Genomic DNA, 26767 nt, shown 5'->3' with positions numbered 1-26767 from the left:
TGCAGGATGTACGGCCATTGGGTACTATTCGGTTAGCTCAAATTCCTCTTCTTCTTCCGGCCGGGCAGCAGCATCAACGGTATTGACTTCCCCGCCCAATTGATAATAGCTTCTGATCTGGGTGATAATTTCTTCAGCCACTTCTTCATTTTCCTTTAAGAATTGCTTGGAGTTCTCCCTGCCCTGGCCGAGACGGTCTCCTTCAAAGGAGTACCAGGCTCCGCTCTTTTGAACTACATCAATATCGGAGCCAATATCAAGGATTTCCCCTTCTCTTGAAATCCCTTCGCCGTACATAATGTCCACCTCTGCCTGTTTAAACGGAGGTGCAACCTTGTTTTTAACCACTTTGATTCTTGTTTTGTTCCCTACCATATCCGTTCCCTGCTTGAGCGTTTCCGCACGGCGGACTTCAAGACGGACAGAAGAATAAAACTTAAGCGCACGTCCACCCGGAGTGGTTTCAGGGTTTCCGAACATAACACCTACTTTTTCTCGAATCTGGTTGATAAACACCGCAATGGTTTTGGATTTGCTGATTGCTCCGGAAAGCTTACGCAAAGCCTGGGACATCAATCTCGCCTGAAGACCCACATGGGAATCTCCCATTTCGCCTTCAATTTCCGCTTTTGGAACAAGAGCGGCAACAGAGTCAATGATCAGAATATCCACCGCACCGCTTCGGACTAGGGCTTCGGCAATCTCAAGCGCCTGTTCGCCTGTATCCGGCTGTGACAGCAAAAGCTCGTCGATGTTCACGCCAAGTTTTTGGGCATACACCGGGTCAAGGGCATGCTCTGCATCAATAAAAGCGGCTTGTCCGCCGTTTTTCTGGACTTCAGCTATCGCATGAAGCGCAACGGTTGTTTTACCGGAAGATTCAGGTCCATAAACTTCAATGATTCTTCCCCGTGGATATCCGCCAACACCAAGCGCGATATCAAGCGCCAAAGATCCGCTCGAGATGGTGGAGACTCTCTGTTCAGCCTGCTCGCCAAGTTTCATGATGGAACCTTTTCCGAATTGCTTTTCGATCTGGCGCAAGGCCATGTCAAGTGCCGCTTTGCGGTCGCTCATGTAATCACTCCTCAAATTTATATCATTGCACATGTAAGTACAAAATGATGTCATTTCCTATAGTTCTATTTTACTTCTTTTCTGCTCATTTGCCAATCTTTTTGCGAACATTTATTCGATTTTTCATTGATCTTTTTTGACCTTTGACAATAAAAAGAACAATCCGTGCTTTATCGACCGCTCCCTTATGCTTGCCCGTGACCCGGATAAGCTGAGTGAGAATACCTCAGTGCCGTTCTTGTCAGACAAACCGATAAATACGGTGCCCGGCTCCTTGCCTTCACTTTTGTCCGGTCCTGCCACCCCGGTAAAGCTGATGCCGATATCCGAACCAGTCAGCTTGCGGATGTTATCCGCCATTTGCTTAGCTGTGTCAGGGCTAACGGCTCCCTGGGATGAGAGAACGTCCGGGCTGACACCGAGCAGCTTTTCTTTCATCTCATTGCTGTAGCAAACCACAGAACCTTTGTAGAATGCTGAACTGCCGGGCAATTCGGTCATCTGCTGCCCGAACCATCCGCCGGTAAGGCTCTCAGCAGAAGAGACGGTAAGTTTGCTTCTTTTTAAATATTCTGCTGTTGTTTCTGTCAGACTTGTTTCGCCATAGCCGTACAAAAATTCACCAACCCGCTCTTTAATGCGTTCTTCAAGCAGGTCCAGCTGAACGTGTGCCATATGTTTATCCTTGAATTTGGCGGAAAGTCTCAAGGTGACTTCGTGACTGCCGGCGAGCGGCGCTACGGTCGGGTTGGTCTGCTCATCGATAATGTCCTGCAGTGTGGCTTCAAGGAGCGATTCACCGATACCAAAAAAGCGCAGGACTCTCGATACGATCGGTTCAACGCCGGGAAGCTTGGCGGTGAGATAGGTGATACCGAAATTCCTGAACATCGGGCGCATTTCCTTCGGCGGTCCGGGAAGGAGCATATACGTTATTCCACCCGCTTCAAGGGCCATGCCCGGCGCCATGCCGTTTTTGTTGGGCAATACGGCTGAACCCTCAAGCACCAGGGCCTGTTTTCTGTTATTTTCGGTCATCGTTCTTCCTGTTCTCTTGTAATACAGCTCGATTCCTTCCATTGCTTCCTCATCATACACCAATTGTTTTCCCAAAACCGCGGCAATAGTTTCTTTGGTTAAATCATCTTTTGTCGGGCCGAGACCGCCGGTGAAAATGATCAGGTTTGACCTTGTCTGGGCGTTTTGGATGACCGTTTCCAAACGACCCGGATTATCACCCACTACGGAATGGTAAAAAACATTGATTCCGGCCTCAGCCAGTTCGGATGAAATAAATTGGGCATTGGTGTTTGCAATCTGTCCTAAAAGAAGCTCGCTTCCGACAGCAATAATTTCTGCATTCATTGGCGTATTCCCCCGTATGGATATGTAATAAACTTTCGATCTAATAAAAAAACAGGAGAATGGTATGGTTCTCCTGTTCATGCTGTTATTTTGATTTTAGCATAACTTCTTTATTTTGAATAAGATATTCCCACCCTGAATAAAGGGTAATCAATGTAGCCGCCCACATGCTGATTTGGGCGAAAGGTACCCCGATCCATGCAAACGGAATATTGTGCAATAGCAAGGCAGATATGGCAATAATCTGAATCCATGTCTTCAATTTCCCCATCTGGCTTGCTGCGATGACTGCACCTTCAGCCGCTGCAACGAGACGGATGCCGGTGACGGCAAATTCGCGGCTGAGGATAATGATGACCATCCAGGCCGGTGCATAACCAAGCTGGACAAGGGCCACAAACGCGGCAGTTACGAGCAATTTATCCGCCAGCGGATCCAAAAATTTCCCGAAATTGGTCACCAGGCCGAGCTTGCGGGCGTAATAGCCGTCCACCCAATCGGTACAGGATGCAACAATAAAGATCAGGGCAGCCACCAGGTGGGTGACCGGAAGATCCACGCCAATCCATGTGACGGTTCCCCATTCGAAACCGGCAAGCAGCACAATCATGAAGACTGGGATTAAAAAAATACGTGAAATAGTAATTTTATTTGGCAAATTCATTTTCTTTCCTCCAATTTTGACAGCGCGTACACGGCGTTACCTGTAGATTATTGTTTGCTGAAAGCCGTGTTTTTAATGACAATTCTCTGGTGGATCCCTCGTTTTTCGGTAGGAATCGGGTAGGAGAACGGTTTACCATTAATCGTTAACTTCGCAAAATTGGCGGCTCCGATATTCAGTTCAACCTCTTTTTTACCGGTTAAATCATACTTGGCGGTTTCGCCTTTCTTAAACATCTTGCTTGCCAGTTGTTTTGAATCTGCTTTTACATCCATATATACAGATCCGTTCATTTTAAAGGCAATCTTGAATTCATCCGCTTCCTTGAGTTCGTATGTAGTGGTAATCCCCTGAGTGCCTTTTTTCACCAGAACCGCTTCTTTCTTTTCTGGTTTCTTTTGTTCTTTCGGTTTTTCCGGTGTTTTCTTTACCGGTTCTTTCTTTTCTTCCTTTGCCTTTTCCGCACTGTCTTTTTCTGCGTTTTTGCTATTATCGATCTCGACAGACGCGGGATTCGAGCCATTCGAATTGCTGTTGGCTCCTGAGTCACGATTGGCAAGATACGCCCAAACGCCGACAAGGACAGCAAGAATAACAGCAGAAACCAGCACTATGGGAAGCCAGGTTTTAAAGACCGATTCACTGCCATCGAGCGACTGTTTGTTTCGTTCTGAGCGGGGAATAAACTCGGTCGGTTCCTTTTCGGCTTTAGGGATTTCAGATTCAAACCGCTCGAAAACTTCTTCATAATCCAACCCGACGGTTTCGCTGTAATTTTTTATAAACGCCCTGGCATAGAAGGAACCGGGCAGGACTTCATACCGCCCTTCCTCAATGGCCTGCAGGTATCGTTTTTGAATTTTAGTTTCCGTTTGGAGCTGTTCAAGGGAAAACCCTTTCTCCTCCCGTTTCTCTCGCAAAAAATTTCCTAGTTCAGTCAAGTTTACCACCTTCCACTAATTGAAGTCATTCAAATGCGGAAAATCCTACATCTGTTTCGATTACTTCATACGTGATTGCTTCGTTCGGGTCGTTTCGCAATTCAATAATATAATCAAAATCATCCATGCTGTATTCCGTTTGTTGAACGAACACATCAGGATGCTCAATCACTTTTGCTGTAGGCATGCGCATAATTTCTCGGATAAGCTGCCAGTGCCGCTCATTGGAACGGCGTGACGATACAATGCCATCAATGATATAAACATTGTTTGTACTGTATTCATCGTCAGCCAGCTGAACACGCATGGTTTGTTTAAGAAGCGTAGAAGATATAAATACCCATTTTTTGCTCGCACAAACACTTGACGCAACAATGGATTCGGTTTTGCCTACGCGCGGCATGCCCCGGATACCAATCAGCTTGTGGCCTTCCACTTTATAAAGCTCGGCCAAAAAATCGACAAGCAGGCCCAATTCATCCCTGACAAACCGGAATGTTTTTTTGTCGTCCGCATCACGTTGTATGTATCGTCCATGCCGCACTGCCAAAATGTCTCGCAGCTTTGGCTTCCGGAATTTTGTAACCGTAATATTATCCATGGATTGAAGGATTGAGCGAAGCCGTTCCACCTTCTCCTGTTTGTCTACCAAGAGGAGAAGACCCCGCCTCCCATTGTCCACGCCATTAATCGTCACGATATTGATTCCAAGCATTCCCAAAAGAGATGATATATCACCAAGGAGCCCAGGACGATTTTTATTGATTTCATATTCAAGGTACCATTCCTGTTCGTCCATTCTTCAACTCCCTTTCATTTTTCCGTATTGATTACCGCTTCATTACTTAATAATATCTGATTTCAAATTATTATGAAAGAAAAAATAAAAGGATGTTAAGAAAAATTCTTAACATCCTTTAAAGTCAGCTATCCTTCTGAACCATTTTTACCATCATGTTGGCAATGGCATGTTTTTCCTCGTCGCTGGCCACATTCCAAAGATCAGCAAGAACTTTTTCCTCAGAATTTTTAGGGTCAACATGGGATGCAAGGTATCCGCCGATCTCTGTAGCGAGGTTGGAAACTGTTGATTGATCCATCCCTTGCCCTTGAGCATGTTCAAGGCGGTCAGAGAGAAAACTCTTCCATTGTCCAAAGTTATCTAATACAGACATGTTTGTTCCTCCTTAAAATATGGTACATCCCTTAATATTTCAAGAAGAAAGGTGAATTATGCATGCCCAAGGACAAATTTTAACTATACCACCCACCGCTCGCGGTAATTACATGGCCATTTATATAGGAGGATTTATCGGAAAGTAAAAACAGAGCGATTTCGGCAATCTCTTCCGGTTTTCCGAGACGTCCTGCGGGAATCTCATCGTTCAGGTTCTGAAGCTCTTCTTCAGAAAACCCGCTCATCATTTTTGTTTCCACAGCGCCTGGTGCAATGCCGTTTACCCGAATACCGCTTGGGGCGGCTTCTTTAGCCATCGCCTTAACAAAGGTATTCAATCCGCCTTTCAAGGCGGAATAAAGCACTTCGCAAGAAGCACCAGCCGCTCCCCAAACTGATGAAACAGCGATAATATTCCCTTTTCCTCTTTTGACCATTTGGGGTAGCACATGCTTCGTGATCATAATGGGACTGGTAAGATTAAGGTGGATCATCCTTTCCATCGTTTCCTGCTCCATATCGGTCAGCAGCCCATAATAGGAGGAGGCACTATTATGGATCACGGCACCCACAGGGACAAACAGGGAGGAAAGCAGTTTTTCTGTGCCTTCCTTCAGTGACAAGTCTGCCTGCAGTAGTAAAATTTCGGTCTGGTATCGATCAACAAGCTCTTTTTCAAGCTGTTTTGCCTGCTCTGCCCCCTGATTGTAATGAAGAATGAGGGAGTAGCCAGCCGCTGCCAGCACGCGGGAAATGCTGGAGCCAATTCCGCCGCTCGCCCCGGTCACAAGAACCCATTTTGACATTTTTATTCACCTGCTTAAAAAACATCCCCGCTCTGCGCAGGGATGCTCTTTTTTCTTTCATTATGACTGTTTCTTCTTTACCTGACAAACGGTCAGCTGGCTATCCTGAAAATGGTCGTTTAACGCGTCCTGAAGCTGCTTGACGGTCAGTTCCTCAAAAGTAGGGATTACATCAAAAAGATTCATCTCATTAAATTCATACCGGGTAAATTGGTTGGCAATAAATTCAGGAGAATTCAGCGCTCTGAGAAACGAGCCGATTTTCTTTTTCCTCGCCCGTTCAAGATCTTCTTCATTCAGTGATTGCTGTTTGAATTCATTTACCATTTCGGAAATACGCTGTGCAAACGTATCCGGGTCGGTTGTATCCCCGCCGATCATGGAAAAGCCAAATCCCATCTCTTCGGTATAGTCAAACGAAAAGGAAGGATCAATTAAGCCTTCTTCATATAGTTTTTCATAATTTTTTGTGCTTTTGCCCAACATCATCTCCAATAACAGGTTGATGGACAATTCACGGACAAGGAGGTCTTTCCCGCTTCGCTGCGGCCGCTTCTCCTTATATCCCATATAGCACTTTGGCGTTTGCACAGGCATGTGCAGCACCTCTTTTCTGTTGGCCGGTTCAGCCGGTTCTTCCTCAAAAAAGCGATCGATCGGCGGCTGGTCTTTGTAATCCTTGCCTGCCTGGTTTTTTTCCACAAGATCCATAATTTTTTCAGCATCAACCGGGCCGACAATAAAGAGGAGCATATTGCTCGGATGATAAAAGGTATTGTAGCATTCGTACAGATCATCCTTCGTGATTTTTGCAATGGATTCCACCGTTCCCGCGATATCAATAGCCACAGGATGATTTTTGTACATATTGGCAATCAGGCCAAAGTACACCCGCCAGTCCGGATTATCATCATACATCCTTATTTCCTGTCCGATTATTCCTTTTTCCTTTTCCACCGTTTTTTCTGTAAAATATGGTGCCTGAACAAAATCAATAAGAGTGGTCAAGTTTTTTTCCACGTCGCCGGTCGTTGAAAATAAGTAGGCAGTGCGGTTAAACGTGGTAAACGCGTTCGCGGATGCTCCCTGCTTGCTGAAGTCCTGGAAAACGTCCCCATGCTCCTTTTCAAAAAGCTTATGCTCTAGAAAATGGGCTATGCCATCCGGAACTTTCACCTTTTCCTGTTTCCCAAGCGGGACAAAGTGGTTGTCCACTGAACCATAGTGAGTCGTGAATGTAGCATATGTTTTGTTAAAATCCTTTTTTTCCAGGATATACACTTTCAGGCCGTTCGGAAGAGTTTTGTGGTTCAAAGTTTCTTTAAGCTGGTTAAAATGGATTTGTTCCATCATTCTCCCCTCCCTTTTAAGAAATAAATGGTATCCAGCTGAATCTTTTGGGAGACATCCCTGACTTGTTCCTTCGTGACATTCTGAATGCCTTCGAGCCATTCCTCGATGGTCCGTTTATGGCGGGAAACCACTTCATGATAAAGAACCTCCACCAGGCCGGTTGAATCATCTACGGTTTCTAGGATTTGGTTTCTAATCATAGCTTTCGTCTGTTCAAGTTCCCCGTCGGTAATGTTTCCGTTTCGAACTTCCTCGAGCTGTTCATTGATGATTTTCACGGTTTTTTCATAGTTATTGGTCTCAATGCCTGACATCACAAAAATGATGCCTTTATGACTTTCAAAGCGTGAAGCAGCATAATATGCGAGGCTCTCTTTTTCACGAACGTTCATAAACAGCTTAGAATGTGAAAATCCGCCGAACACCCCATTGAATACCTGAAGGGCAAGGTATTCCGGATCGCTATATGTGATATAGGTTCTATAACCCATATGCAGCTTTCCTTGCTGCACTTCCTGTTCTTCAAAAATTTCCTTAACTTCGTCCACCCTTTGCTTGCCAGATGGAGAGGTTCGTTTCGGTTCCGTTCTGTCCTGTGGAAATTCAAAATGTTTTTTTGCCAATTCCTGCAGTGCATCCTTTGAAACATCACCGACCGCATAAAGATGAATTTCATCTTCTTTTATTACTTTTTGGTAATAGTCATACAGTGTTTCGGGCGTGATTGGATCCACTTCCTGCTTACTGCCGTATACATTGAAGCGGTACGGTTCTTCTTCAAACATTTCTTCAATCAGGCGCTTGTTGGCATATCTCATTTTATCGTCATAAATCGATTCAATCTGCTGTTTTAACGACCGCTTTTCCTTTTGAACTATCCGGGGCAGGAACGCTTCACCTTGTTTGGCCGGCTTCAGGAGCACCTGGGAAAGCAATGCAAACGCCCGGTCAAGCAAGGGCGTGTTGTCGCTCAAAAATTTTTCATTCGCCACATCCATTCGCAAGGTGATGATCTGGTATTCACCTTTTTTGGAAAGGTCCACTCCAAGCGTTGCCCCGTAAAGGCTATCAAGTGCAGCACGAAGCTCTTTGCTGCTCGGATAGCGTTCAGTGCCGCTTTGCAGCACATAGGGAAGCAAGGCTCTTTTGGTTACTTCTTCTTCTGTAATCGGGCTTTTAATCTGCAGTATTAAAGAAGTGGTCTTATATTTGGTTGTTTCGATCGTATGTAAGGTCATTCCGGGCAAATCCGCCACGTGATGGTCTACAAGTGTCATTTCGGTTCCTCCTTTTTATAAGTATGAATCATACTTTCTAGTGTACCCACTTTCCATAGCAAACATGACTTTTCCTGCCTGAAGAAGAAATAAAGAGCCTGCTCCCCAAGGGAAACAGGCTCTGGTTCTTATCGTTTGCCTTTTTCGTAAGGCTGTCCGGATGCTTTTGGTGCATCCGCTCTGCCGACAAATCCGGCAAGGGCAAGAATGGTCAAAACATAAGGCAAAATCAGAAGATACACATCAGGAATATCTTTCAGGAGCGGAATTTGTTCTCCTGTAATGCTCAAGCTCTGGGCAAGACCAAAAAAGAGAGCCGCACCCATGGCACCCAGCGGATGCCATTTCCCGAAGATCATGGCGGCAAGAGCCATGAAACCTTGGCCGGAAATGGTGGAACCCGTGAAGTTCCCAGCGATGGAAGCCACATAGATGGCTCCTCCGAGTCCTGCAAACGCGCCTCCCATGATTACTGAAATGTATCGCGTTTTAATGACGTTGATCCCCATGGTATCTGCAGCCATCGGGTGCTCCCCGACAGACCGGAGGCGAAGCCCGAACGGCGTTTTATAAATGATATACCACACGACAAAGGCAAGGAATACCGCAACAAACGATGTAGAATACGCATTGGAGAAAAGCAGATCTCCGATCACCGGAATCTTAGACAGCACAGGAACATCACCCTTTCCAATCCGTTCCTGGATATCCGGCGTCTGCCCGGCTCCAAACAATTTCTTTGTCAAAAAGATGGAGAGACCTGCAGCCAAAAAGTTAAGTGCCACACCGCTGACCACCTGGTCGGCTTTCAGAGAAATGCTGGCCACCGCGTGCGGTACGGCAAATAAGGCTCCGGCGACAATAGCAACCACGAAACTCATCCATGGAGAACCGCCTCCAAGTCCCCACTGTTCACCATAATGCGTAAAAATAGCTCCGATAAAGGCACCGAACATCATCAGCCCTTCAAGGCCGATGTTAACCACGCCTGAACGTTCACTAAGCACTCCACCAAGCGCCGTGAGAATAAGCGGAGCTGCCGATACGATTGCAGCTGGAACGATAAGGGCAAGAATTTGAAAGAAATCCATCAGATTTTACCCCCTTTTGTAAATCGGTTGGTCAGCCATCGAATCAGGTAGCTTGACGCCACAAAGAAAATGATAAGTGCGATGACAATTCCTACAAGTTCCGTCGGCACGCCTGCTGCGGATTGCATGGTAAGCGATCCGATCTTGAGCCCCCCAAACAGCAAGGCAGCAATAATAATGCCGACAGAGCCATTGGCACCAAGCAGGGAGACCGCAATGCCGTCAAAACCGACCCCTGTAAACGCGTTATTGATGGTCATGTATTGATAAGTTCCAAGTCCTTCCATCGTTCCCGCCGCACCGGCAAATGCACCAGAAATGGCCATGGCGAGCACGATGTTTTTTGACACATTGATTCCCGCATATTGTGAAGCATGCTGATTGAATCCCACGGCCCTTAATTCATATCCCGTCGTGGTCTTCCATAAAATGAACCACATGATCAGTGCAGCCAGAATGGCTACCACAATGCCATAGTGAAGCCTTGAAAACTCGGTAAGCTGCTGCAGCCACGGTGAAGCCAGAGACGCAGTTTCTTTAATATCCTTTGTCCGCTCCCCAGGCGCCAGCATGTAAGCGCGAATGATTCCGTTGGTCGTATAGAGCGCAATATAGTTCATCATGATCGTTGTGATAACTTCATGTACTTTAAACTTTGCTTTCAAAAAACCGGGAATGACTCCCCACAGTGCACCCGCGGCTGCACCTGCCAAAATGGCAAACGGAAGGTGAATCACTTTAGGAAGATCAAAATGAATGCCAACATAAACCGAAGCGAGCCAGCCGACGAGCAGCTGCCCTTCAACTCCGATGTTAAAAAGGCCGGTTCTGAAAGCAAAAGCAACAGCTAGCCCCGACAAAATAAGCGGAGATGCCGCACGTATGGTTTCACCAAGGTTATAGCCATTCCCGAATATGCCGTCAATAAGCGCAGCATAGGCTGAAATCGGGTTGTAATTGCTGACAAGCATGATTATGCCGCCGATTAGAAGCCCCAATAAAACCGAAACAACGGGTACAAGAATATGAAATAAACGGCCTTTAATGAGATTCACTACGATCACCTGCTTTTTGTTTCTTCCCGCCTGCCATAAGCAGCCCGAGCTCTTGTTCCGTCGTTTCCTTCGGATCAACGATGGCTACAATTTTCCCTTCATAGATGACAGCGATCCGGTCACTGACATTCATTACTTCATCGAGTTCAAAGGAAAGCAGAAGTACGGCTTTTCCTTTATCTCGCTCCTGTATGAGCTTTGAGTGGATAAATTCGATCGCCCCAACATCAAGTCCCCGGGTTGGCTGGGCCGCAATCAAAAAGTCTGGACTTCTGTCCACTTCCCTGGCAATGATCGCTTTTTGCTGATTGCCTCCCGATAACGCTCGGGCCAATGTATGCTCACTTGGCGTTCGAACATCAAATTCTTTGATGAGTTGATTGGCTTTCTCAAAAATCGCCGGGAATTTAAGAATTTTATGTTTTGAGAAAGGCTGCTGATAGTACGTTTGCAGAACCATATTTGTTCCAATGGAAAAATCCAGAACAAGACCATGTTTATGCCGGTCCTGGGGGATGTGGCCAAGCCCTGCTTCCGTAACCTTTCTTGGTTTATGGTTGGTAATGCTCTTACCGTTAAGCTCAACGGTTCCCTTGACAGCTTTTCTTAGGCCTGTAATAGCTTCTAAAAGCTCCGTCTGTCCGTTACCGTCAACCCCTGCGATACCGAGGATTTCCCCCGCTTTAATCTCCAGGTTAAGGCCATCGACTACCGGTACTTTTCTCGCATCCTCTACAACGAGGTTCTGGATCTTAAGAACGGTGTGCTTCGGTGAAGCGTCCGTTTTATCCACTTTAAAATTAACTTCGCGTCCTACCATCATGGCAGCAAGCTTATCGGGATTCGTTTCTGCCACATCAACGGTGCCAATGCCGCGTCCCCTTCTGATGACGGTACATCTATCGCATGCCTCCATAATTTCTTTGAGCTTATGCGTGATGAGGATAATGGATTTCCCTTCCGCTACGAGCTTCTTCATGATTTCCATTAATTCATGAATTTCCTGCGGCGTCAGTACAGCTGTAGGCTCGTCAAAGATAAGGATTTCAGCTCCGCGATACAGCGTTTTCAAAATTTCCACCCGTTGCTGCATACCCACCGAAATATTTTCAATCTTTGCGTTTGGATCTACCGATAAACCATAGCGGTCAGAAAGTGCCTTGACTTCCTTGGCCGCTTTTTTTAAATCCACACGTCCTCCGGTAGTGATTTCTTTGCCTAATATAATATTTTCTGTTACAGTAAAATTTTCAACAAGCATAAAGTGCTGATGCACCATGCCGATTCCAAGCCGGTTGGCTACATTTGGATCAGTAATGGAGATGGGTTTTCCTTTTACATAGATTTCACCCTGCTCTGGCTGATACAAACCGAAGAGCACGTTCATCAAGGTTGATTTTCCGGCTCCGTTTTCACCCAAAAGCGCATGAATCTCACCTTTTTTCACCTGCAATGTGACATTGTCGTTGGCAACAATTCCAGGAAATTCTTTGCGTATGTTTCTCATTTCGATAACATATTCCACCAAGTTCACCCCTTAATGACTTTTATTCTTGGTCTTTCTAGGAGTCAGAAGTCTAACCTTTTACGGCGTAAATAAAGGCCAGTAAACGAATACCAGCCTTTACTTTTTAGCATTTACTTTTTCATGTTAGCTTCAAATGTCTTATACTCTTTGTCTGTCTTAGGGACTGTGATGTCACCGTCCTGGATTTTCTTTTTATACTCATCAACTTTGGCAAGAGCGTCTTTGGAAACATTCTCTTTATGAGGGGCAATTCCCACACCGTCTTGGTCAAGTCCGAATTCTACCGTTTTTCCTCCAGGGAACTTTCCGTCCATTGTTTGCTTGGAAACTTCTTCAACCGCCTTGTCCACACGCTTAACCATGGAAGTCAATGTTACATTTTCTGGCATTCCTTCTTCGTGCTGGTCACGGTCAACTCCGATAACCCAAACCTTTTCGCCATTTTTGGAACGGTTCTTTGCTTCTGTAAATACACCTTTTCCTGTTCCGCCAGCTGCATGATAGATAATATCAGCGCCTTTTCCGTAGAAAGTATTGGCAATGGCCTGGCCTTTTTCTGCTTTATTGAAGTCACCTGCATATTGAACAAAAATCTCAGCTTTTGGATTCGCTGTTTTTACACCAGCTTTAAATCCGTTTTCAAACTTTTTGATCAATTCACTGTCCACGCCGCCGACGAACCCGACTTTATTGGTTTTCGTCTGTGTGCCGGCGATCAGACCGACAAGGAATGAACCTTCATGTTCTTTGAATGTGATGCTGGCCACGTTCTTTTCCGGAACAACAGAGTCAACAAGAGCAAGTTGTGCTTTTGGCTGCTGTTTAGCCACCTTCTGGATGTCCTGCTGCATCAGGAATCCGATTCCGTAAACAAGCTTGTAATTATCGCGTACTAATGAGTTAAGGTTGGGAGCGTAATCACTCGCAGCCGTGGATTGGAGATATTTAAAGCCTGTTCCTTTTTTCAAATCGTTGTCTTTACCGAATTTTTGGAGCCCTTCCCAAGCGGATTGGTTAAAGGACTTATCGTCTACACCGCCAGTGTCGGTGACCATGGCCACCTTAAATGCATCCTTCTTACCATCGGCATTTGATCCTCCGCCGTCATCTTTCCCACAGGCAGAAAGCAGTGTACCAGCTGCTAAAGCAAGACTTAATAAAACCCCGGTTCTCTTTTTCAATTGTTTTTCCCCCTAATTTTTTATACGGATAACACTCATAACACATCAAGCAAACGGTGTAGCACATCACCCCCTAAATAGGATAAACTTACTATAATCGTTTTCTGACAACTGTGAAATTAAATTTATCGGCTCTAAAATAATTGCAGGAATATAAAACCGGCTCATCATTCTGGTCATAATGCATTTGCTTTAGTACAAGAAGTGAGGCTTCTTCGGGACATTCCAGGATCTCTGAAATCCGTTCATGAAATCCGAGAGGTTCAATCGTTGTAACGGCATACATAACACGCTTGCCTGCTTCTCTTTCAAGCATTTCGAGCATGGAAAGGTACTTATGCTGCGATTCGGCAGGCATGAACGTTGCCGGCATTTGGTCGATGCAGTAAACAACCGGCTCACTATCAGCGGTCCTTACCCGTTCCACTACATTGATTTCACCGTCCGGCGGAAGTTTAAACTGATGTTTCAGGTCATCCACAGCAGGGACCACTACCGACGAAACAAAAACAGTATCAGCTTTTTTTCCCGCCCGTTCAATCATTTCTGTCACACTGAAGAGTTCTTCAATTCCGGAAGAAAATAGGGCTCTGGTCCTAACAAAGGTCCCAACACCATGTTTTCTGATCAGAATATTTTCGTCTTCAAGGATGCGCAGCGCTTCTCGTAATGTCGCCCTGCTGATGCCCAACTGTTTTGACAGCTCAAATTCGGATGGAAGCTTTTCTCCTTCCTCATAAGTGCCATTTTCAATGTCGGCTTTCAATTTCTCAATGACTTTTAAATACAGCAGACGATGATCCGTCTTAATGGACACGTTTTTACTCACCTCGATAGACAATCAAAACCATTAATAATGTACTGTTTTTTTAAGTGTAAAATTTTTTTGACAAATAAATAAAATAATCGACATTAATATATCATTTTTATCATGAGAAATAAATACTATTTTTTGAGATTTTTTTAAAACGGGAATATACACATTATTCAGAAAAGGCAGGTTAAAAAACAGAACCCCGTGTTTTGGGGTTCTGTTTTTTAACTTGATGCCTGGTTTTGTTCCGGTAGAGATGTAAGCAATACTTCCCTTGGCTTGCTGCCCTCATAAGGCCCTATGACTCCCTTTGCCTCCATTGCATCCACCAGCCTGGCCGCCCGTGAATAGCCGATGCGGAAGCGCCGCTGAAGCATGGAAACAGAGGCCGTCTGCATGTCCACTACAAGCTTCACCGCTTCGGGGAACAGGTCATCCTCCACTTCCATCGTTACCTGTGCTTCTTCCGTTGGTATCATATCCTTCTGGTATTGTGCTTTTTGCTGTCCAATCACAAACTCAACAATTTTTTCCACTTCCTGATCTGATAGGAATGCCCCTTGAACCCTTGTAGGTTTGGACGATCCGGAAGGGAAAAAGAGCATATCACCCCGGCCCAGCAGCTTTTCTGCGCCGCCCATATCAAGAATGGTACGCGAGTCCGTCTGGGAAGAAACACTGAACGCAATTCTGGACGGAATATTGGCTTTAATTATTCCTGTAATAACATCCACTGAAGGCCGCTGGGTGGCGATGATCAGATGGATTCCTGCTGCACGTGCCATCTGGGCAAGACGAATAATGGCATCTTCCACATCTCCTGAAGCCACCATCATCAAATCTGCCAGCTCGTCCACAATCACGACAATATAAGGCAGGGTTGGCTGTTTCGCATCGCTTTCATTATTGGCTCTGCGTATGCCTTCATTGTACCCTTCGATATTCCGGGTCCCTGTGTGCGAAAACAATTCATAACGGCGTTCCATTTCACTAACCACCCGTTTCAATGCCTGCGCAGCCTTTTTCGGCTCTGTAACAACCGGAGCCAAGAGATGGGGAACCCCGTTATACACGTTGAGTTCAACCATTTTCGGGTCAATCATCATCATTTTCACTTCATGGGGTTTGGCTCTCATCAATATGCTTGTAATGATGCCATTAATACACACACTTTTCCCGCTTCCTGTAGCCCCGGCGACCAGGAGGTGAGGCATTCTTGATAACTCGGCAAAAATAGGTTCCCCCGAGATATCCCTTCCTAGCCCGATCGCAAGTTTTGAGGTTTGCTTTTGATATTGGCTTGATTCAAGGACTTCACGCAGCGTAACCGTGGCTACCTCCTGGTTAGGAACCTCAATACCGACCGCTGATTTTCCGGGAATAGGAGCTTCGATCCGGATATCTTTCGCGGCTAGAGCCAAGGCGATATCATCGGCAAGGTTAACGATTTTACTTACCTTTACTCCTACATCTGGATACACTTCATATTTCGTTACCGCCGGGCCAAGATGAACCTTCAGCACTCTAGCTTTTACCCCAAAGCTTTCAAAGGTTTTCTCCAGTTTCTTTGCGTTGCTTTTGCTTGCCGAATATTGACGTTCCTTATGCTGACCAGTTGAAGTCGGCCTGACTAGCAAATCCATGGAAGGGAGCAAATAGTTTTCATTATGTTCTTCTTCCGTCTGTTCAAAACTGGCAGGAAGTCCGTCTTGCTTATTATCAGTTGGAGCGTGGCTGGTTTCATTTTGAGTTTCCGGTTCTTCGTGAAAGCCTTTGGAACCAAATTTCAGCTGTACCGCCGGGCTTTCATCGCCATGAACGTTCCTTGTGAAATCTTCGATAATGGGTTCGTATTCTTCATCCATTGTTCGAGTTTCATGATGGCCTTCAGCCGGTTCTTGCGATCTTGAAGGCGTTTGTCTCTGTACCTTTTTCCGGTTTTCTCTCAGCTCCTGCCGTTTGTTTTGAAACGATTCATAAGCGGTTGAATAAAGGCTGCCGGCTGCTTCTGCCAATTTTGCGATGACACCTGACAACGACTTTCCGGTAATTAATATAATGGCAATGATCATGACAAAAACTAGGATGACCGCCGAACCTTGTACACCGAACAGAAAATGAAACATTGCAAAGCCCACTGCCCCGATCATGCCTCCGCCAAGATCTCCCTGCGGTATACTTCCCGACAGCTGTGACCAATAAATCTCCCAGGTGTTTCGGATGACGGAAGGATCCGACCATTTTCCCTGCTTGGAAAGAAGAGAAAACAATTTCAGATGACTGAGAATCAGCATGGATATGTAAAATAAATAAAAGCCTGCCAACCGTTTTCCCCAAACCGGCGGTGATTTTCGCTTCCAAATCAGATAGATGGCCATGACAAGGGTTCCGATCAGCAGGACTCCGTACCATTCTCCGCTGAAAAATTTTAAAAACTGCACAAATGCCTGCCCGACTTTCCCCATTTTGGCAAGGGCAAGCAGTGTTAAAGCAAGCAAAAGAAGGCCAGCGAGCTCAAAGCTCAACTGTTCTTTCCAGGCCGATGTCTTTTTTGATGTTTTTTTATTGCGTTTTGCCATTCTTTCACCTCTTTTTCCTAAAAACCAACTAAAGCAGCCACTAGAGGGCTGCTTCTTTGTCCATTATTATATCACAGGGGCACACATGTTTTCTATGGGTTTACAAATGTGTTCATCGACAGAATCTGCCCAGGTCCGCAAGATTCGTCCATAAAATGCGCCGGATCTGTACTGATCACACGGACTACTTTATATTCCATGGGTGAAACTTGCTCCACAAGAAGCGGAATGTTGTTGTAAAGGACGGTCATCGGCTGGGTTTGTTCTTTTGCTGTGCTGTTCTGCGGAAACATCATTTCAAAGGGCATGAGCGTATACCATATCATTGGATCACCTCTAACCCGTTCTCGGGTTTGGATTTCCGGTTCTGTTCCATCAGTTCATTCAGCTTCGAAATGGCCTGCCCCACTCCGCCCACTTCGTTGATCAGTCCGTCGCTGACGGCATCCTTTCCAATCACGTTTGTTCCAATGTCACGGGTTAAATTGCCTTTGGAAAACATCAGTTCCTTAAACTTTTCCTCGGTAATATCCGAATGTGAGGTCACAAAATTGATGACCCTATCCTGCATTTTATCCATATATTCAAACGTCTGTGGAACACCGATTACAAGTCCGGTCAGCCGAACGGGATGAATCGTCATTGTTGCGGTTTCCGCTATAAAAGAATAATCGGCGCTCACGGCTATCGGCACTCCAATTGAATGGCCGCCACCAAGCACGAGCGATACAGAAGGCTTTGAAAGAGAGGCGATCATTTCTGAAATTGCAAGCCCGGCTTCTACATCACCGCCAACCGTATTCAAAATAATGAGAAGCCCTTCAATTTTCGGGTTTTGTTCGATTGCCACCAGCTGCGGGATGAGGTGTTCATATTTGGTTGTCTTGTTGTTGGGCGGCAGCTGAACATGTCCTTCAATTTGACCGACAATGGTCAGGCAATGAATGCTTGAGCCTTCCATTTGCGGAACGTTGGTTTGACCAAGAGCCTGCAGCTTGTTAACCAGACTGCTTTGTTCGTTATTTTCTTCGCGTTTTGGTTCTTGTTCTCCATTAAAATTATTCGTCGTGCGGTTCATACAAAAACCCCCTGGGTTGATATCCATTTTCTTTTAGTATGAACGCACGGATTATTTTCATTCGGAAGAAAAAAGGCCTGCGGCATCGCAGGCTTAAATTTCCATGATAATTGGCATGATCATTGGGCGGCGCCGTGTTTTATCATACAGATAATGGCTTAATGAATCACGCATATTGGATTTTAAGGAAGACCAGTCTTTTACTTTTTCCTGCATGCATCGGTCAAGAACCTCCGTTACAAGTGAATTGGCTTCATGAAGGAGCTCCTCACTTTCGCGTACATACACAAAACCGCGAGAGATAATTTCCGGTCCCGAGATAATCTGGTTGGAAGCTTTGCTGATCGTAACCACGACGACGAGTATGCCATCCTGGGATAGCAGTTTCCGGTCGCGGAGAACGATATTGCCAATATCCCCGACTCCAAGTCCATCAACCAGTACATTGCCGGCTGGCACTTTTCCTGTTCGTTTGGCCATTCCATCTGTAAATTCAACCACTTCGCCTTTTTCAAGAATAAATATATTTTCCGGGGCCACACCTACCTGAAGTGCCAGGTTTTGGTGGGCTTTCTGCATTTTATATTCACCGTGAACGGGGATGAAGTATTTAGGCTTCATCAGGCTTAGCATCAGTTTTAATTCTTCCTGGCTTCCGTGACCGGAAACGTGAACTTTACGCTGTCCAAAAACAACCTCTGCTCCCGTCCGCATAAGAAGATCCACAATACGTGCCACAGAGCGTTCGTTCCCCGGGATCGGAGTAGCTGCTATGACTACTGTATCAGTATGCCTTATCGCAATTTGTTTGTGGGCTTTATGCGCCATGCGTGAAAGAGCGGCCATTTGCTCTCCCTGGCTGCCCGTTGTAAGAATAACAATCCGGTCTTCGGCATAATTATTTATCTGATCGATAGAGATAATACTGTCTTTCTCAATGTTCAGATAACCCAGGTCTGACGCGATATCCACGACTTTTACCATGCTTCTGCCGGTAATGATGATCTTTCGGTTGGTTTTCGCAGCTGCAGTAAAAATTTGCTGGATTCGATGAACGTTGGAGGCAAATGAAGCAATAATTACACGGCCTTTTGCCTCCTCGAACACATTGTCAATTTCATGGCCCACAGATTTTTCCGACCCTGTCATCCCTGGTCTTTCAGCATTGGTGCTGTCTGATAGAAGACAAAGCACTCCTTTTTGGCTCAGCTCTGAAATTTTGGCAAATTCCGTATGCTTACCATCGATCGGAGACTGATCGATCTTGAAGTCCCCAGTATTTACAATGATCCCCTGCGGCGTGTGAACGGCAATGCCGACGGAATCAGGAATACTGTGATTGGTACCAAAAAAAGTGACTTTATGTTCGCCAAAGTCAAGGACGGAATCAGAACTCACCAAAAAGGTCTTCGTGCTCCGTTGAAGCCCAGCTTCTTTAAGCTTTGCGTCTACAAGCCCCAGGGTAAGCTTCGTTCCATAAACCGGAACAGGAAGCTGCTTTAAAATAAAAGGAAGGCCGCCGATATGGTCCTCGTGTGCGTGAGTCAGAAAGATTCCCTTTACCCTGTCCTTGTTTTGTACAAGGTAAGTAATGTCAGGAATCACAATATCGATGCCCAGCATCTCTTCTTGCGGAAACATGAGTCCCGCATCCAGGACAAAGATATCTTCCCCCGCTTCGACCACATACATGTTTTTGCCGATTTCCCCTATACCGCCCAGAGCAAAAACTCTTACTTTATCGCTATTTTGTTGTTTTGTTGTCAATGTAATAATCCTCCTAGTTGTTGGTTATGTATTTCTCCGTTCACGTCACTTGCATTTATTATAGCTTATGTTCGAAAGCGAATACAAGGAGAACTGTTTTTTCTTTATTGTCTTTTTGCCTTCGTTGCTTTTAGGAGGTGTTTGATTCCTGTTTTTAGGATGCTCGCTTTCCGCGGGCGGTCAGAGGAGCATCTGTCCCGCTTTTCCAGCCTGTATCCCGCCTCTTCCGCTCCTATTAACATATGAATGGAGAATTCTTGTGCGAATAGCCCCACATAATTCCAGAGAGTAAAAAAAAGCGGCACAAAGGCCGCTTTTTACAATGAAATATTCATTACTTGAGATAGTGATTCCCGCTGCTGGTGGTTTAGAGGCAATAAAGGAAGTCTCACACTGCCAACATCAAGCCCCTTAAACTGGAGAGCCGTTTTTACCGGAGCAGGACTTGGTGCTTTGAACAGCTCATCCATAACAGGAAGCAGCTGCCGGTGTAGTCTTGCTGCTTCCGCCACGTTTCCTTGTTTATAGGCCGTAACCATTTGTTGCATTTCGTTTCCAATCACATGGGAGGCTACCGATACGATCCCTGTGCCCCCAATGGATAATACAGGCAGCGTCATGCCGTCATCACCGCTGTAGAGTTGAAAATCTTCTGTTTCTTCAATGATCCGGCTCATATCCCCCAAATTACCCCCTGCATCCTTAATCGCGATGACATTCGGAATTTTGGACAGCTCGATCACTGTTTCTGCAGTAAAATGTACAATCGTACGGCCGGGAACATTATACGCCATAATCGGCAGTGAGGTTACTTCTGCAATCGCCTTGAAATGTGCAATGATTCCTTCCTGGCTCGGTTTATTATAATACGGAGCAACGATCATGATCGCGTCGACGCCTGTTTCTTCCGCCTTTTTTGTTAAATCGATGGAAGCTCTTGTGTTGTTGCTGCCTGTACCGGCAATCACCGGTACTCTCTTGTCTACCACTTTTACAACATGGCGGAACAGGGCAAGTTTTTCTTCTGTTGACAATGTTGGAGACTCACCGGTCGTCCCTGCGACAACAAGGCTGTCACTGCCGTTTCCAATCAAATAATTGACCAGCTTTGTTGTTTTGGTAAAATCAATGTTTCCTTTACTGTCAAAGGGTGTAACCATGGCGGTACTTACGTTTCCAAAATGCATGAATATCAGCTCCTTAAATCTTGCAATCAACATCCGTTTTTCGTACTTATTCTGACAGCTGCCGGCCTTTTGAATGGATGTTGTGCAGTTCAAAAGCTCTGTGCAGAGCATTCACCGCTTTGACCATATCATCCTGTCTGACAAGCACCCAAATGGTAGTATGCGAATCTGCGGATTGCAGTATCTGTATGTTTTCATTGACCAGCGCTTCAACGATCCTTGCTGTTACACCAGGAACGCCTGACATACCGGCACCTACTGCGGATACTTTGGCACAGCTTCTGGTGATTTCTGGTGAGTAGCCGTGTTCGCGCAGCACCTTCTCAGCATGCTCGGCCATATTTTCCATTACCGTATACACGACACCTTTTGGACTAATGTTAAAAAAGTCCACGGATATCTGCTCTTTCGCCATTGCCTTAAACACGGTCGTGTGCAAATCATATTGTGCATCCCTGGCAAACACCTTGATCTGAGTTACCTTTGGAACATGGGCAATGCCGGTTATGACATGATCCTGGACATCCCTTCCCGCTCCCTTGGACGTGGCTGAAGTCACCAATGTTCCCGGAAGTTCTGAATAGGTGGACCGGATTCTGAGGGGAACCTTCGCCTGCATGGCAATCTCAACCGCTCGCGGGTGGATAACTTTTGCCCCCTGATAGGCCATGTTGCAGATTTCATTATACGTGACAACGGATAGTGGCTGCGCGTCCTCTACAATCCGTGGATCCGCCGTCATGACCCCTTCTACATCTGTAAATATATCAATATATTCAGCGCCAAGAGCGGCACCTAAAGCCGAAGCGGAGGTATCGCTGCCACCACGGCCCAGCGTGGTGACGTCTCCGTTGGCAGCTTCTCCCTGAAATCCTGCAACAACCACAGCATCATAGGTTTCAAGCATGCATTGCAGACGCTCACACTGCATATCTGTGATCCGGGCATTTTTGTGCTCATCATTGGTCCGGAATCCCGCCTGAGAACCTGTAAGAGCAGAAGCCGAAATTTCTTTTGATTTCAGAAGGTTGGAAAACACGACAGAAGAGATAATTTCTCCACAGGAAAGAAGCAGATCATATTCTCTGCTCTCCACATGTTGATCATTTTCTCCCAGTAGCCGAAGCAATGTATCGGTGGCATACGGATCGCCCGAACGTCCCATGGCTGATACCACACATACTACCTTGTAGCCTTCACTTATCGCGCGTCTCACATGCTGTGCAGCCAGTTCTCTTCCTTTTTCATCTTTTAAAGATGTGCCGCCAAATTTTTGTATGATTATTTTCATGAAGTTAGCACCTTCTTTAATTAGTTCAGCAATCCGAGCTTAATAAGGCTTTCTGCAATCTGAACCGAGTTCCAGGCAGCACCTTTTAACAGGTTGTCGGATACAACCCACATATGAAACGCATTTTCGCGGTCCAAGTCTTTTCTGATGCGTCCCACGAAGACATCATTTTTGCCAACACAGTGGGCAGGCATCGGGTACACTTGATGTTCCGGATCATCCTGTAGAGTAATGCCGGCAGATGCAGACAGAAGCTCCTTAATTTCATGAACAGAAGAAACATCTTCTCCAAGCTCGACATAAACGGATTCAGAATGGCCCGTCTCTACCGGAAGCCGGACACAGGTAGCCGCCACTTCAAGTGATGGCATATGCATGATTTTTTTCGTCTCATTAATCATTTTCATTTCTTCGAATGTATAGCCATTATCCTCGAATTTATCGATTTGTGGCACGGCGTTGAACGCAATCTGATAATGCTTCTTGTCACCGGCGCATGGCAGGATTTCAGGGGTAAATTCGTTTCCGTCCAATATCGCCTGAGATTGGGTTTTAAGCTCCTTGATCGCTTTCGCACCTGCTCCTGAAACTGCCTGATAGGTGGATACAATCACTTTATTCAACCCGTACTTCTCCTGCAGGGGTTTTAGTGCAACGACCATTTGAATGGTTGAGCAGTTCGGATTGGCGATAATACCCTGGTGCTTGGCAATATCTTGTTCATTTACTTCAGGTACCACCAATGGCACGTTTTCGTCCATACGGTATGCACTGGTGTTATCAATAACCACTGCTCCGCGCTTTACCGCTTCCGGTGCCAGTTCCTTTGAAATGGATCCGCCCGCAGAGAACAAGGCAATATCAACCCCTTCAAATGCGTCCGGAGTTGCTTCCTGAATAACAACTTTTTCCCCTTTATACTCAACACTTCTTCCGGCAGACCGGCTGCTCGCAAGAAGGGACAGCTTTGCGATTGGAAAGTTTCTTTCATCCAGTGTTTTAAGCATTTGTTGTCCGACTGCACCTGTTGCTCCGACTACAGCTACGTGAAATCCTTTTTGAGTCATTTAACACTATCTCCTTTTTGTTCTCCATACTTGACTTTAAAACAGAAAGGGAGAAACAACGAGTGTTTCTCCCCTTATGAAACATCATTGTTCCCTTCACTGCTTCAAAATGAGAGATTACTTGCTTCCAATAAACATTTTATTTCACATTTTATCATAATTTGCGCCATTGGTAAGCTATTTTTATCATTTATTGCGATTGCAACATTCGGAGAACTGGCTGCAGCTGTTTTCCATCGAGTGCAGCCTCAACCGTTTCCAGGAGATATTCCATATGGGCGACCAGTGAATTTTGCTTGTTTACTGGATCATCCTGGCCATACGGCACAAAATAAATGTTTTTTGCAGCCATTAACTTCATGATATTGACTCCGTTCAATCCAAGCCCGTCATTGGTCGATATTCCGAGAACGACTGGTGACTGGTTCCTCATGGTGGCTTTCGCAGCCATTAAAACCGGCGAATCTGTCATGGCATTGGCAAACTTGCTAATGGAGTTCCCAGTCAGCGGCGCAATGATCATGCAGTCCAGAGGAGTCCTCGGTCCGAACGGTTCAGCTTTGACAATCGAATTAACGGGTTCAGTTCCTGTAAGTTTTGTTATCTTTTCAAGCCACTCTTCTCCTTCACCGAACCGGGTATTTGTGTTTTGCACGGTATGCGTAACGAACGGAGTGACCTTTGCTCCCTCTTCCACCAGCCGTTTGATTTCGGGAAATACAGCATCATATGTGCAGTGTGAACCTGTTAAACCAAATCCTATGTGTTTACCATGGACCTTCATTACACTTTCCCCTTTCGAGTACTCATTTGTTCCCCTATTAATTGGGAAAGAACATTGCCAAGGATCTGCCCTGCTGTCTTTGGTGCGACGATGCCCGGCAATCCTGGTGCCAGCAATGCCTTAATACCTCTTTTTTCAGCATACTTGAAATCCGTACCACCTGGCTTGGAAGCCAGATCTATAATCAATGTTTGAGTGGGCATTTTAGAAATCACATCGGAGGTTACAATTTGAAACGGAATTGTATTGATGCATACATCCGTGTTGGTCACTTCTTTCTGCAGATGATCAAGATGAAAAGGTATAAAGCCCATTTCGCTGATTCTTGCCAAATGTTCAGGTTTTCTTGCCCCAACTTTCACATTGGCACCAAGCGCATCAAACGCTCTTGCCACACTCATGCCGACCCGGCCGAAACCGAGGACAACGGTGTTTGAATTGTGAATGGTCGTATCCGTATTCTGGATTACCATCATTATCGTGCCTTCGACTGTCGGGATGCTGTTATAAATGGCAACGTCATCCCGGTCAAAAAGCTGTGTATGCCCTTTGCCGCTTTGTGAGACAATTTTATTCAAATAGGAATTCGTGATACCCGAATACACATGGCAGTGTTGTGGTGTTCTTTTTAGATGCTCAGCAGTAAGTACGATGCGTTTATTTGAGAAAATGGTTTCAATTTCTCCATTCGGGCCCGATCCATTCACCGGAAGAATGATGACATCCAATTTGGAAAAGTCGACTTCACCAATATCCAATTTCGAAGCTCCTGTAAATCCATGGTCGAGCTGGTCAAATCCCACAAGAACAAGATTTGCCCCTTGTTCCGCCAATTTACGAATCACTTCCAGTTGTCTGGCATCACCGCCAAATATGGCAACTTGTAAGTCAGTTAACATGCTTCCTCCCCTTTCTCTGTCACTCCGATATAAACAGGGGAAATCCTTGTTCATGTTCGCAACACCATCATATGAACACTTTGCCTAGATGGTTACTGTGCCAATCCGGAGTCAACAGTAATAAAATCGGTTATTCGTTCTCATTTGCTCTATCATTATATTCAGGAAAAAGATTGGGGATTGAGTAGACAACCTAGGTCCAAGCCTATTTTACCGTCTACCATTGGAAAATAAGAATCCATGTATTTGTAATCTTTTTAGCTATTTTAGTGATTGGTTTCCGTTTCAGATGCTCGTTTTCCGGAGGACAAGGAAGACTTCAGAAACGGAGCATCACACAAAGAAAATATGACGTTCATTTCAAGGATATCGCAGCTTCTACTCCAATCCATCAATGAAGATGCAATGAAAACATGAAAAGAAAAAACCTCCAGCTTATGTCGGCTGCACCCTGCCATTGAGGGTGCAGCTGACATGCTGCAGGCTTTATTGCAATCCTTTTGGAAGTTCACCGGTCGGGCTGACAAGGGATGCGGAGCATTCCTTGCTGAATATTTTTTCAATCAGTGAATCGACCGTTTCTTTTGTCACCCCGTCGATCAATTGAACCATTTCATCGAGTGAACGATGGTAATTCAAAATGAGCTCATTCTTTCCGTTTCTGCTCATTCTGCTGTTGGTGCTTTCGAGACTAAGCATCAAGCTGCCTTTGATTTGTTCCTTGGAGTTGACCAGCTCTTTATCAGTGATCCCCTTATCTTGAAGATCATTGACAATCATCTTCACGGTATCATACAGCTCATCAAGCTGATTGGGAGCCGTCCCTCCATAAATTGTAAACAAACCATTGTCCTGATAAGCCGAATGGTAGGAGAACACGGAGTAGGCCAGTCCGCGCTGCTCACGAACCTCCTGGAACAACCGGCTGCTCATGCTTGATCCAAAAATATTATTCAGCACAATCAGAGAGTAGGTGTCCGGGTCTTTCAGGGACAGCCCTGGGAACCCGAGGCAAAGGTGAGCCTGTTCGGTTTCCTTCTTGCGGGCAATCTTTTGACTGTGAAAGCCAGGTGCATTCAGGCGTGAAGCCGCCTGGCTGCCTGAATAGCTTCCAAAGAGATCTTCTATTTCCTTAATAAAGCTCTCTTCTACATTCCCGGCCACTGAAATCACCACATTTTCAGGTGTGTAGTAGTCTTTCATATAATTGCGTAGGGTTTGCCCTGTAAATGTATTCAGCGTACTTTCCGTACCAAGAATCGGATAACCGAGAGAATGCTGATGAAAGCTTGCCCTGCTGAGAAGATCATGAACAATATCATCTGGAGTATCTTCGTACATTTTAATCTCTTCGAGCACGACATTCTTTTCTTTTAACAACTCCTGCTCATCAAAGGCAGAGTTAAAAAACATATCGGACAGTACATTCAGCGCTCTCGGTGCATGAGTATCGAGTACCTTTGCATAGTAGCATGTATATTCTTTGGAAGTAAACGCATTGACCTGGCCGCCAATGCTGTCAAATGATTCAGCGATTTCCCTTGCACTTCGGGTTGCTGTTCCTTTAAAGAACATGTGCTCCAAAAAGTGAGAAACCCCATTATTTTCGGGAACTTCAAACCGTGAACCTGTGCCGATCCATACCCCGATCGCAACGGAACGGACAGTTGGAATCTTTTCCAAAACGACCCTCACGCCGTTTGGACACGTATGTCTAGTAATCAAACCTGTTTCCCCCTAGCTGTAATTCCATCTCTAGGAACAATATATCATTAACATACCTATC

General features: G+C 45.5%; 24 protein-coding genes. All 24 read right to left on the bottom strand.

Annotated features, from left to right (window positions below):
* Window positions 1-24: 24 nt before the first annotated feature.
* The 24 genes from recA to BLT53_RS05445 all read right to left on the bottom strand — a co-directional run bounded on the left by recA (window position 25) and on the right by BLT53_RS05445 (window position 26706).
* Window positions 25-1077 carry a recombinase RecA gene (gene recA, locus BLT53_RS05560; RefSeq protein WP_090233351.1) on the bottom strand — a complete coding sequence of 351 codons (1053 nt, stop codon included), beginning with the start codon at window positions 1075-1077 and terminating at the stop codon, window positions 25-27.
* A 123-nt stretch (window positions 1078-1200) separates the two neighbouring features.
* Complete coding sequence (locus BLT53_RS05555) at window positions 1201-2442, bottom strand: competence/damage-inducible protein A (protein WP_090233350.1); 1242 nt, start codon at window positions 2440-2442, stop codon at window positions 1201-1203.
* A gap of 85 nt (window positions 2443-2527) precedes the next feature.
* Window positions 2528-3106 (bottom strand): CDP-diacylglycerol--glycerol-3-phosphate 3-phosphatidyltransferase, encoded by a 579-nt coding sequence (pgsA, locus tag BLT53_RS05550; RefSeq protein WP_090233349.1) that lies wholly within the window; start codon window positions 3104-3106, stop codon window positions 2528-2530.
* Between the two features lie 47 nt (window positions 3107-3153).
* Window positions 3154-4047, bottom strand: a complete 894-nt coding sequence (locus tag BLT53_RS05545; protein WP_170834244.1) for a helix-turn-helix domain-containing protein — start codon at window positions 4045-4047, stop codon at window positions 3154-3156.
* 25 nt (window positions 4048-4072) lie between these two features.
* Window positions 4073-4846, bottom strand: a complete 774-nt coding sequence (locus BLT53_RS05540) for a DUF3388 domain-containing protein (protein ID WP_090233346.1) — start codon at window positions 4844-4846, stop codon at window positions 4073-4075.
* A 124-nt stretch (window positions 4847-4970) separates the two neighbouring features.
* A complete protein-coding gene (locus BLT53_RS05535; protein WP_090233345.1) occupies window positions 4971-5222 on the bottom strand; it encodes a DUF3243 domain-containing protein in 252 nt (83 codons plus the stop codon).
* Between the two features lie 79 nt (window positions 5223-5301).
* Window positions 5302-6030, bottom strand: a complete 729-nt coding sequence (ymfI, locus tag BLT53_RS05530) for an elongation factor P 5-aminopentanone reductase (protein WP_090233343.1) — start codon at window positions 6028-6030, stop codon at window positions 5302-5304.
* A 60-nt stretch (window positions 6031-6090) separates the two neighbouring features.
* Window positions 6091-7380 (bottom strand): EF-P 5-aminopentanol modification-associated protein YfmH, encoded by a 1290-nt coding sequence (gene yfmH / locus BLT53_RS05525; RefSeq protein WP_090233342.1) that lies wholly within the window; start codon window positions 7378-7380, stop codon window positions 6091-6093.
* Entirely contained in the window at window positions 7380-8660 is a 1281-nt protein-coding gene (gene yfmF, locus BLT53_RS05520; RefSeq protein ID WP_090233340.1) for an EF-P 5-aminopentanol modification-associated protein YfmF, read from the bottom strand. The genes yfmH and yfmF overlap by 1 nt, the downstream gene beginning before the upstream one ends.
* A 128-nt stretch (window positions 8661-8788) precedes the next feature.
* Window positions 8789-9751: an ABC transporter permease gene (locus BLT53_RS05515; protein ID WP_090233338.1), complete on the bottom strand. Its 963-nt coding sequence runs from the start codon at window positions 9749-9751 to the stop codon at window positions 8789-8791.
* On the bottom strand, window positions 9751-10797 hold the full coding sequence (locus BLT53_RS05510) for an ABC transporter permease (protein WP_425284696.1): 1047 nt from the start codon (window positions 10795-10797) through the stop codon (window positions 9751-9753). Before BLT53_RS05510 ends, BLT53_RS05515 begins: the two co-directional genes overlap by 1 nt.
* Window positions 10793-12331, bottom strand: coding sequence for an ABC transporter ATP-binding protein (locus tag BLT53_RS05505; protein WP_090233336.1), 1539 nt, complete (start codon window positions 12329-12331; stop codon window positions 10793-10795). The genes BLT53_RS05510 and BLT53_RS05505 overlap by 5 nt, the downstream gene beginning before the upstream one ends.
* A gap of 113 nt (window positions 12332-12444) precedes the next feature.
* Window positions 12445-13515 (bottom strand): BMP family lipoprotein, encoded by a 1071-nt coding sequence (locus BLT53_RS05500; RefSeq protein ID WP_090233335.1) that lies wholly within the window; start codon window positions 13513-13515, stop codon window positions 12445-12447.
* A 91-nt stretch (window positions 13516-13606) separates the two neighbouring features.
* Window positions 13607-14332 carry a GntR family transcriptional regulator gene (locus BLT53_RS05495; RefSeq protein WP_090233333.1) on the bottom strand — a complete coding sequence of 242 codons (726 nt, stop codon included), beginning with the start codon at window positions 14330-14332 and terminating at the stop codon, window positions 13607-13609.
* Between the two features lie 221 nt (window positions 14333-14553).
* Window positions 14554-16908: an FtsK/SpoIIIE family DNA translocase gene (locus tag BLT53_RS05490; protein ID WP_090233332.1), complete on the bottom strand. Its 2355-nt coding sequence runs from the start codon at window positions 16906-16908 to the stop codon at window positions 14554-14556.
* Between the two features lie 92 nt (window positions 16909-17000).
* The gene (locus BLT53_RS05485) at window positions 17001-17234 is read right to left on the bottom strand and encodes a YlzJ-like family protein (protein ID WP_090233330.1); all 234 of its coding nucleotides are present in this window, start codon (window positions 17232-17234) and stop codon (window positions 17001-17003) included.
* Window positions 17231-17986: a ClpP family protease gene (locus BLT53_RS05480; protein WP_090233329.1), complete on the bottom strand. Its 756-nt coding sequence runs from the start codon at window positions 17984-17986 to the stop codon at window positions 17231-17233. Before BLT53_RS05480 ends, BLT53_RS05485 begins: the two co-directional genes overlap by 4 nt.
* Window positions 17987-18079: 93 nt before the next feature.
* The gene (locus BLT53_RS05475; RefSeq protein ID WP_090233327.1) at window positions 18080-19753 is read right to left on the bottom strand and encodes a ribonuclease J; all 1674 of its coding nucleotides are present in this window, start codon (window positions 19751-19753) and stop codon (window positions 18080-18082) included.
* 317 nt (window positions 19754-20070) lie between these two features.
* Window positions 20071-20940, bottom strand: a complete 870-nt coding sequence (gene dapA / locus BLT53_RS05470) for a 4-hydroxy-tetrahydrodipicolinate synthase (protein WP_090233325.1) — start codon at window positions 20938-20940, stop codon at window positions 20071-20073.
* A 46-nt stretch (window positions 20941-20986) separates the two neighbouring features.
* Window positions 20987-22231 carry an aspartate kinase gene (dapG, locus tag BLT53_RS05465; RefSeq protein WP_090233324.1) on the bottom strand — a complete coding sequence of 415 codons (1245 nt, stop codon included), beginning with the start codon at window positions 22229-22231 and terminating at the stop codon, window positions 20987-20989.
* 20 nt (window positions 22232-22251) lie between these two features.
* Window positions 22252-23298 carry an aspartate-semialdehyde dehydrogenase gene (gene asd / locus BLT53_RS05460; protein WP_090233323.1) on the bottom strand — a complete coding sequence of 349 codons (1047 nt, stop codon included), beginning with the start codon at window positions 23296-23298 and terminating at the stop codon, window positions 22252-22254.
* A gap of 190 nt (window positions 23299-23488) precedes the next feature.
* Entirely contained in the window at window positions 23489-24082 is a 594-nt protein-coding gene (gene dpaB, locus BLT53_RS05455; RefSeq protein ID WP_090233322.1) for a dipicolinate synthase subunit B, read from the bottom strand.
* Entirely contained in the window at window positions 24082-24981 is a 900-nt protein-coding gene (dpaA, locus tag BLT53_RS05450) for a dipicolinic acid synthetase subunit A (protein WP_090233321.1), read from the bottom strand. Before dpaA ends, dpaB begins: the two co-directional genes overlap by 1 nt.
* A 486-nt stretch (window positions 24982-25467) precedes the next feature.
* Window positions 25468-26706, bottom strand: a complete 1239-nt coding sequence (locus BLT53_RS05445; RefSeq protein ID WP_090233319.1) for a M16 family metallopeptidase — start codon at window positions 26704-26706, stop codon at window positions 25468-25470.
* Window positions 26707-26767 lie beyond the last annotated feature (61 nt).

It is taken from the genome of Fictibacillus solisalsi (assembly GCF_900103485.1).
Taxonomy (GTDB): Bacteria; Bacillota; Bacilli; order Bacillales; family Fictibacillaceae; genus Fictibacillus_C; species Fictibacillus_C solisalsi.
Note: the sequence above shows the minus strand (reverse complement) of the source record. Positions and strands in the feature narration are given on the sequence as shown.

What these genes read in the sequence shown, in the direction of transcription:
- pgsA (WP_090233349.1), bottom strand. Translation starts at nt 3,106, where the DNA reads ATGAATTTGCCAAATAAAATTACTATTTCACGTATTTTTTTAATCCCA.
- dpaA (WP_090233321.1), bottom strand. Translation starts at nt 24,981, where the DNA reads ATGTTAACTGACTTACAAGTTGCCATATTTGGCGGTGATGCCAGACAA.
- yfmH (WP_090233342.1), bottom strand. Translation starts at nt 7,380, where the DNA reads ATGGAACAAATCCATTTTAACCAGCTTAAAGAAACTTTGAACCACAAA.
- yfmF (WP_090233340.1), bottom strand. Translation starts at nt 8,660, where the DNA reads ATGACACTTGTAGACCATCACGTGGCGGATTTGCCCGGAATGACCTTA.
- dpaB (WP_090233322.1), bottom strand. Translation starts at nt 24,082, where the DNA reads ATGAAGGTCCATGGTAAACACATAGGATTTGGTTTAACAGGTTCACAC.
- BLT53_RS05515 (WP_090233338.1), bottom strand. Translation starts at nt 9,751, where the DNA reads ATGGATTTCTTTCAAATTCTTGCCCTTATCGTTCCAGCTGCAATCGTA.
- asd (WP_090233323.1), bottom strand. Translation starts at nt 23,298, where the DNA reads ATGACTCAAAAAGGATTTCACGTAGCTGTAGTCGGAGCAACAGGTGCA.
- BLT53_RS05535 (WP_090233345.1), bottom strand. Translation starts at nt 5,222, where the DNA reads ATGTCTGTATTAGATAACTTTGGACAATGGAAGAGTTTTCTCTCTGAC.
- BLT53_RS05540 (WP_090233346.1), bottom strand. Translation starts at nt 4,846, where the DNA reads ATGGACGAACAGGAATGGTACCTTGAATATGAAATCAATAAAAATCGT.
- ymfI (WP_090233343.1), bottom strand. Translation starts at nt 6,030, where the DNA reads ATGTCAAAATGGGTTCTTGTGACCGGGGCGAGCGGCGGAATTGGCTCC.
- BLT53_RS05485 (WP_090233330.1), bottom strand. Translation starts at nt 17,234, where the DNA reads ATGATATGGTATACGCTCATGCCCTTTGAAATGATGTTTCCGCAGAAC.
- BLT53_RS05480 (WP_090233329.1), bottom strand. Translation starts at nt 17,986, where the DNA reads ATGAACCGCACGACGAATAATTTTAATGGAGAACAAGAACCAAAACGC.
- dapG (WP_090233324.1), bottom strand. Translation starts at nt 22,231, where the DNA reads ATGAAAATAATCATACAAAAATTTGGCGGCACATCTTTAAAAGATGAA.
- dapA (WP_090233325.1), bottom strand. Translation starts at nt 20,940, where the DNA reads ATGCATTTTGGAAACGTAAGTACCGCCATGGTTACACCCTTTGACAGT.
- recA (WP_090233351.1), bottom strand. Translation starts at nt 1,077, where the DNA reads ATGAGCGACCGCAAAGCGGCACTTGACATGGCCTTGCGCCAGATCGAA.
- BLT53_RS05555 (WP_090233350.1), bottom strand. Translation starts at nt 2,442, where the DNA reads ATGAATGCAGAAATTATTGCTGTCGGAAGCGAGCTTCTTTTAGGACAG.
- BLT53_RS05490 (WP_090233332.1), bottom strand. Translation starts at nt 16,908, where the DNA reads ATGGCAAAACGCAATAAAAAAACATCAAAAAAGACATCGGCCTGGAAA.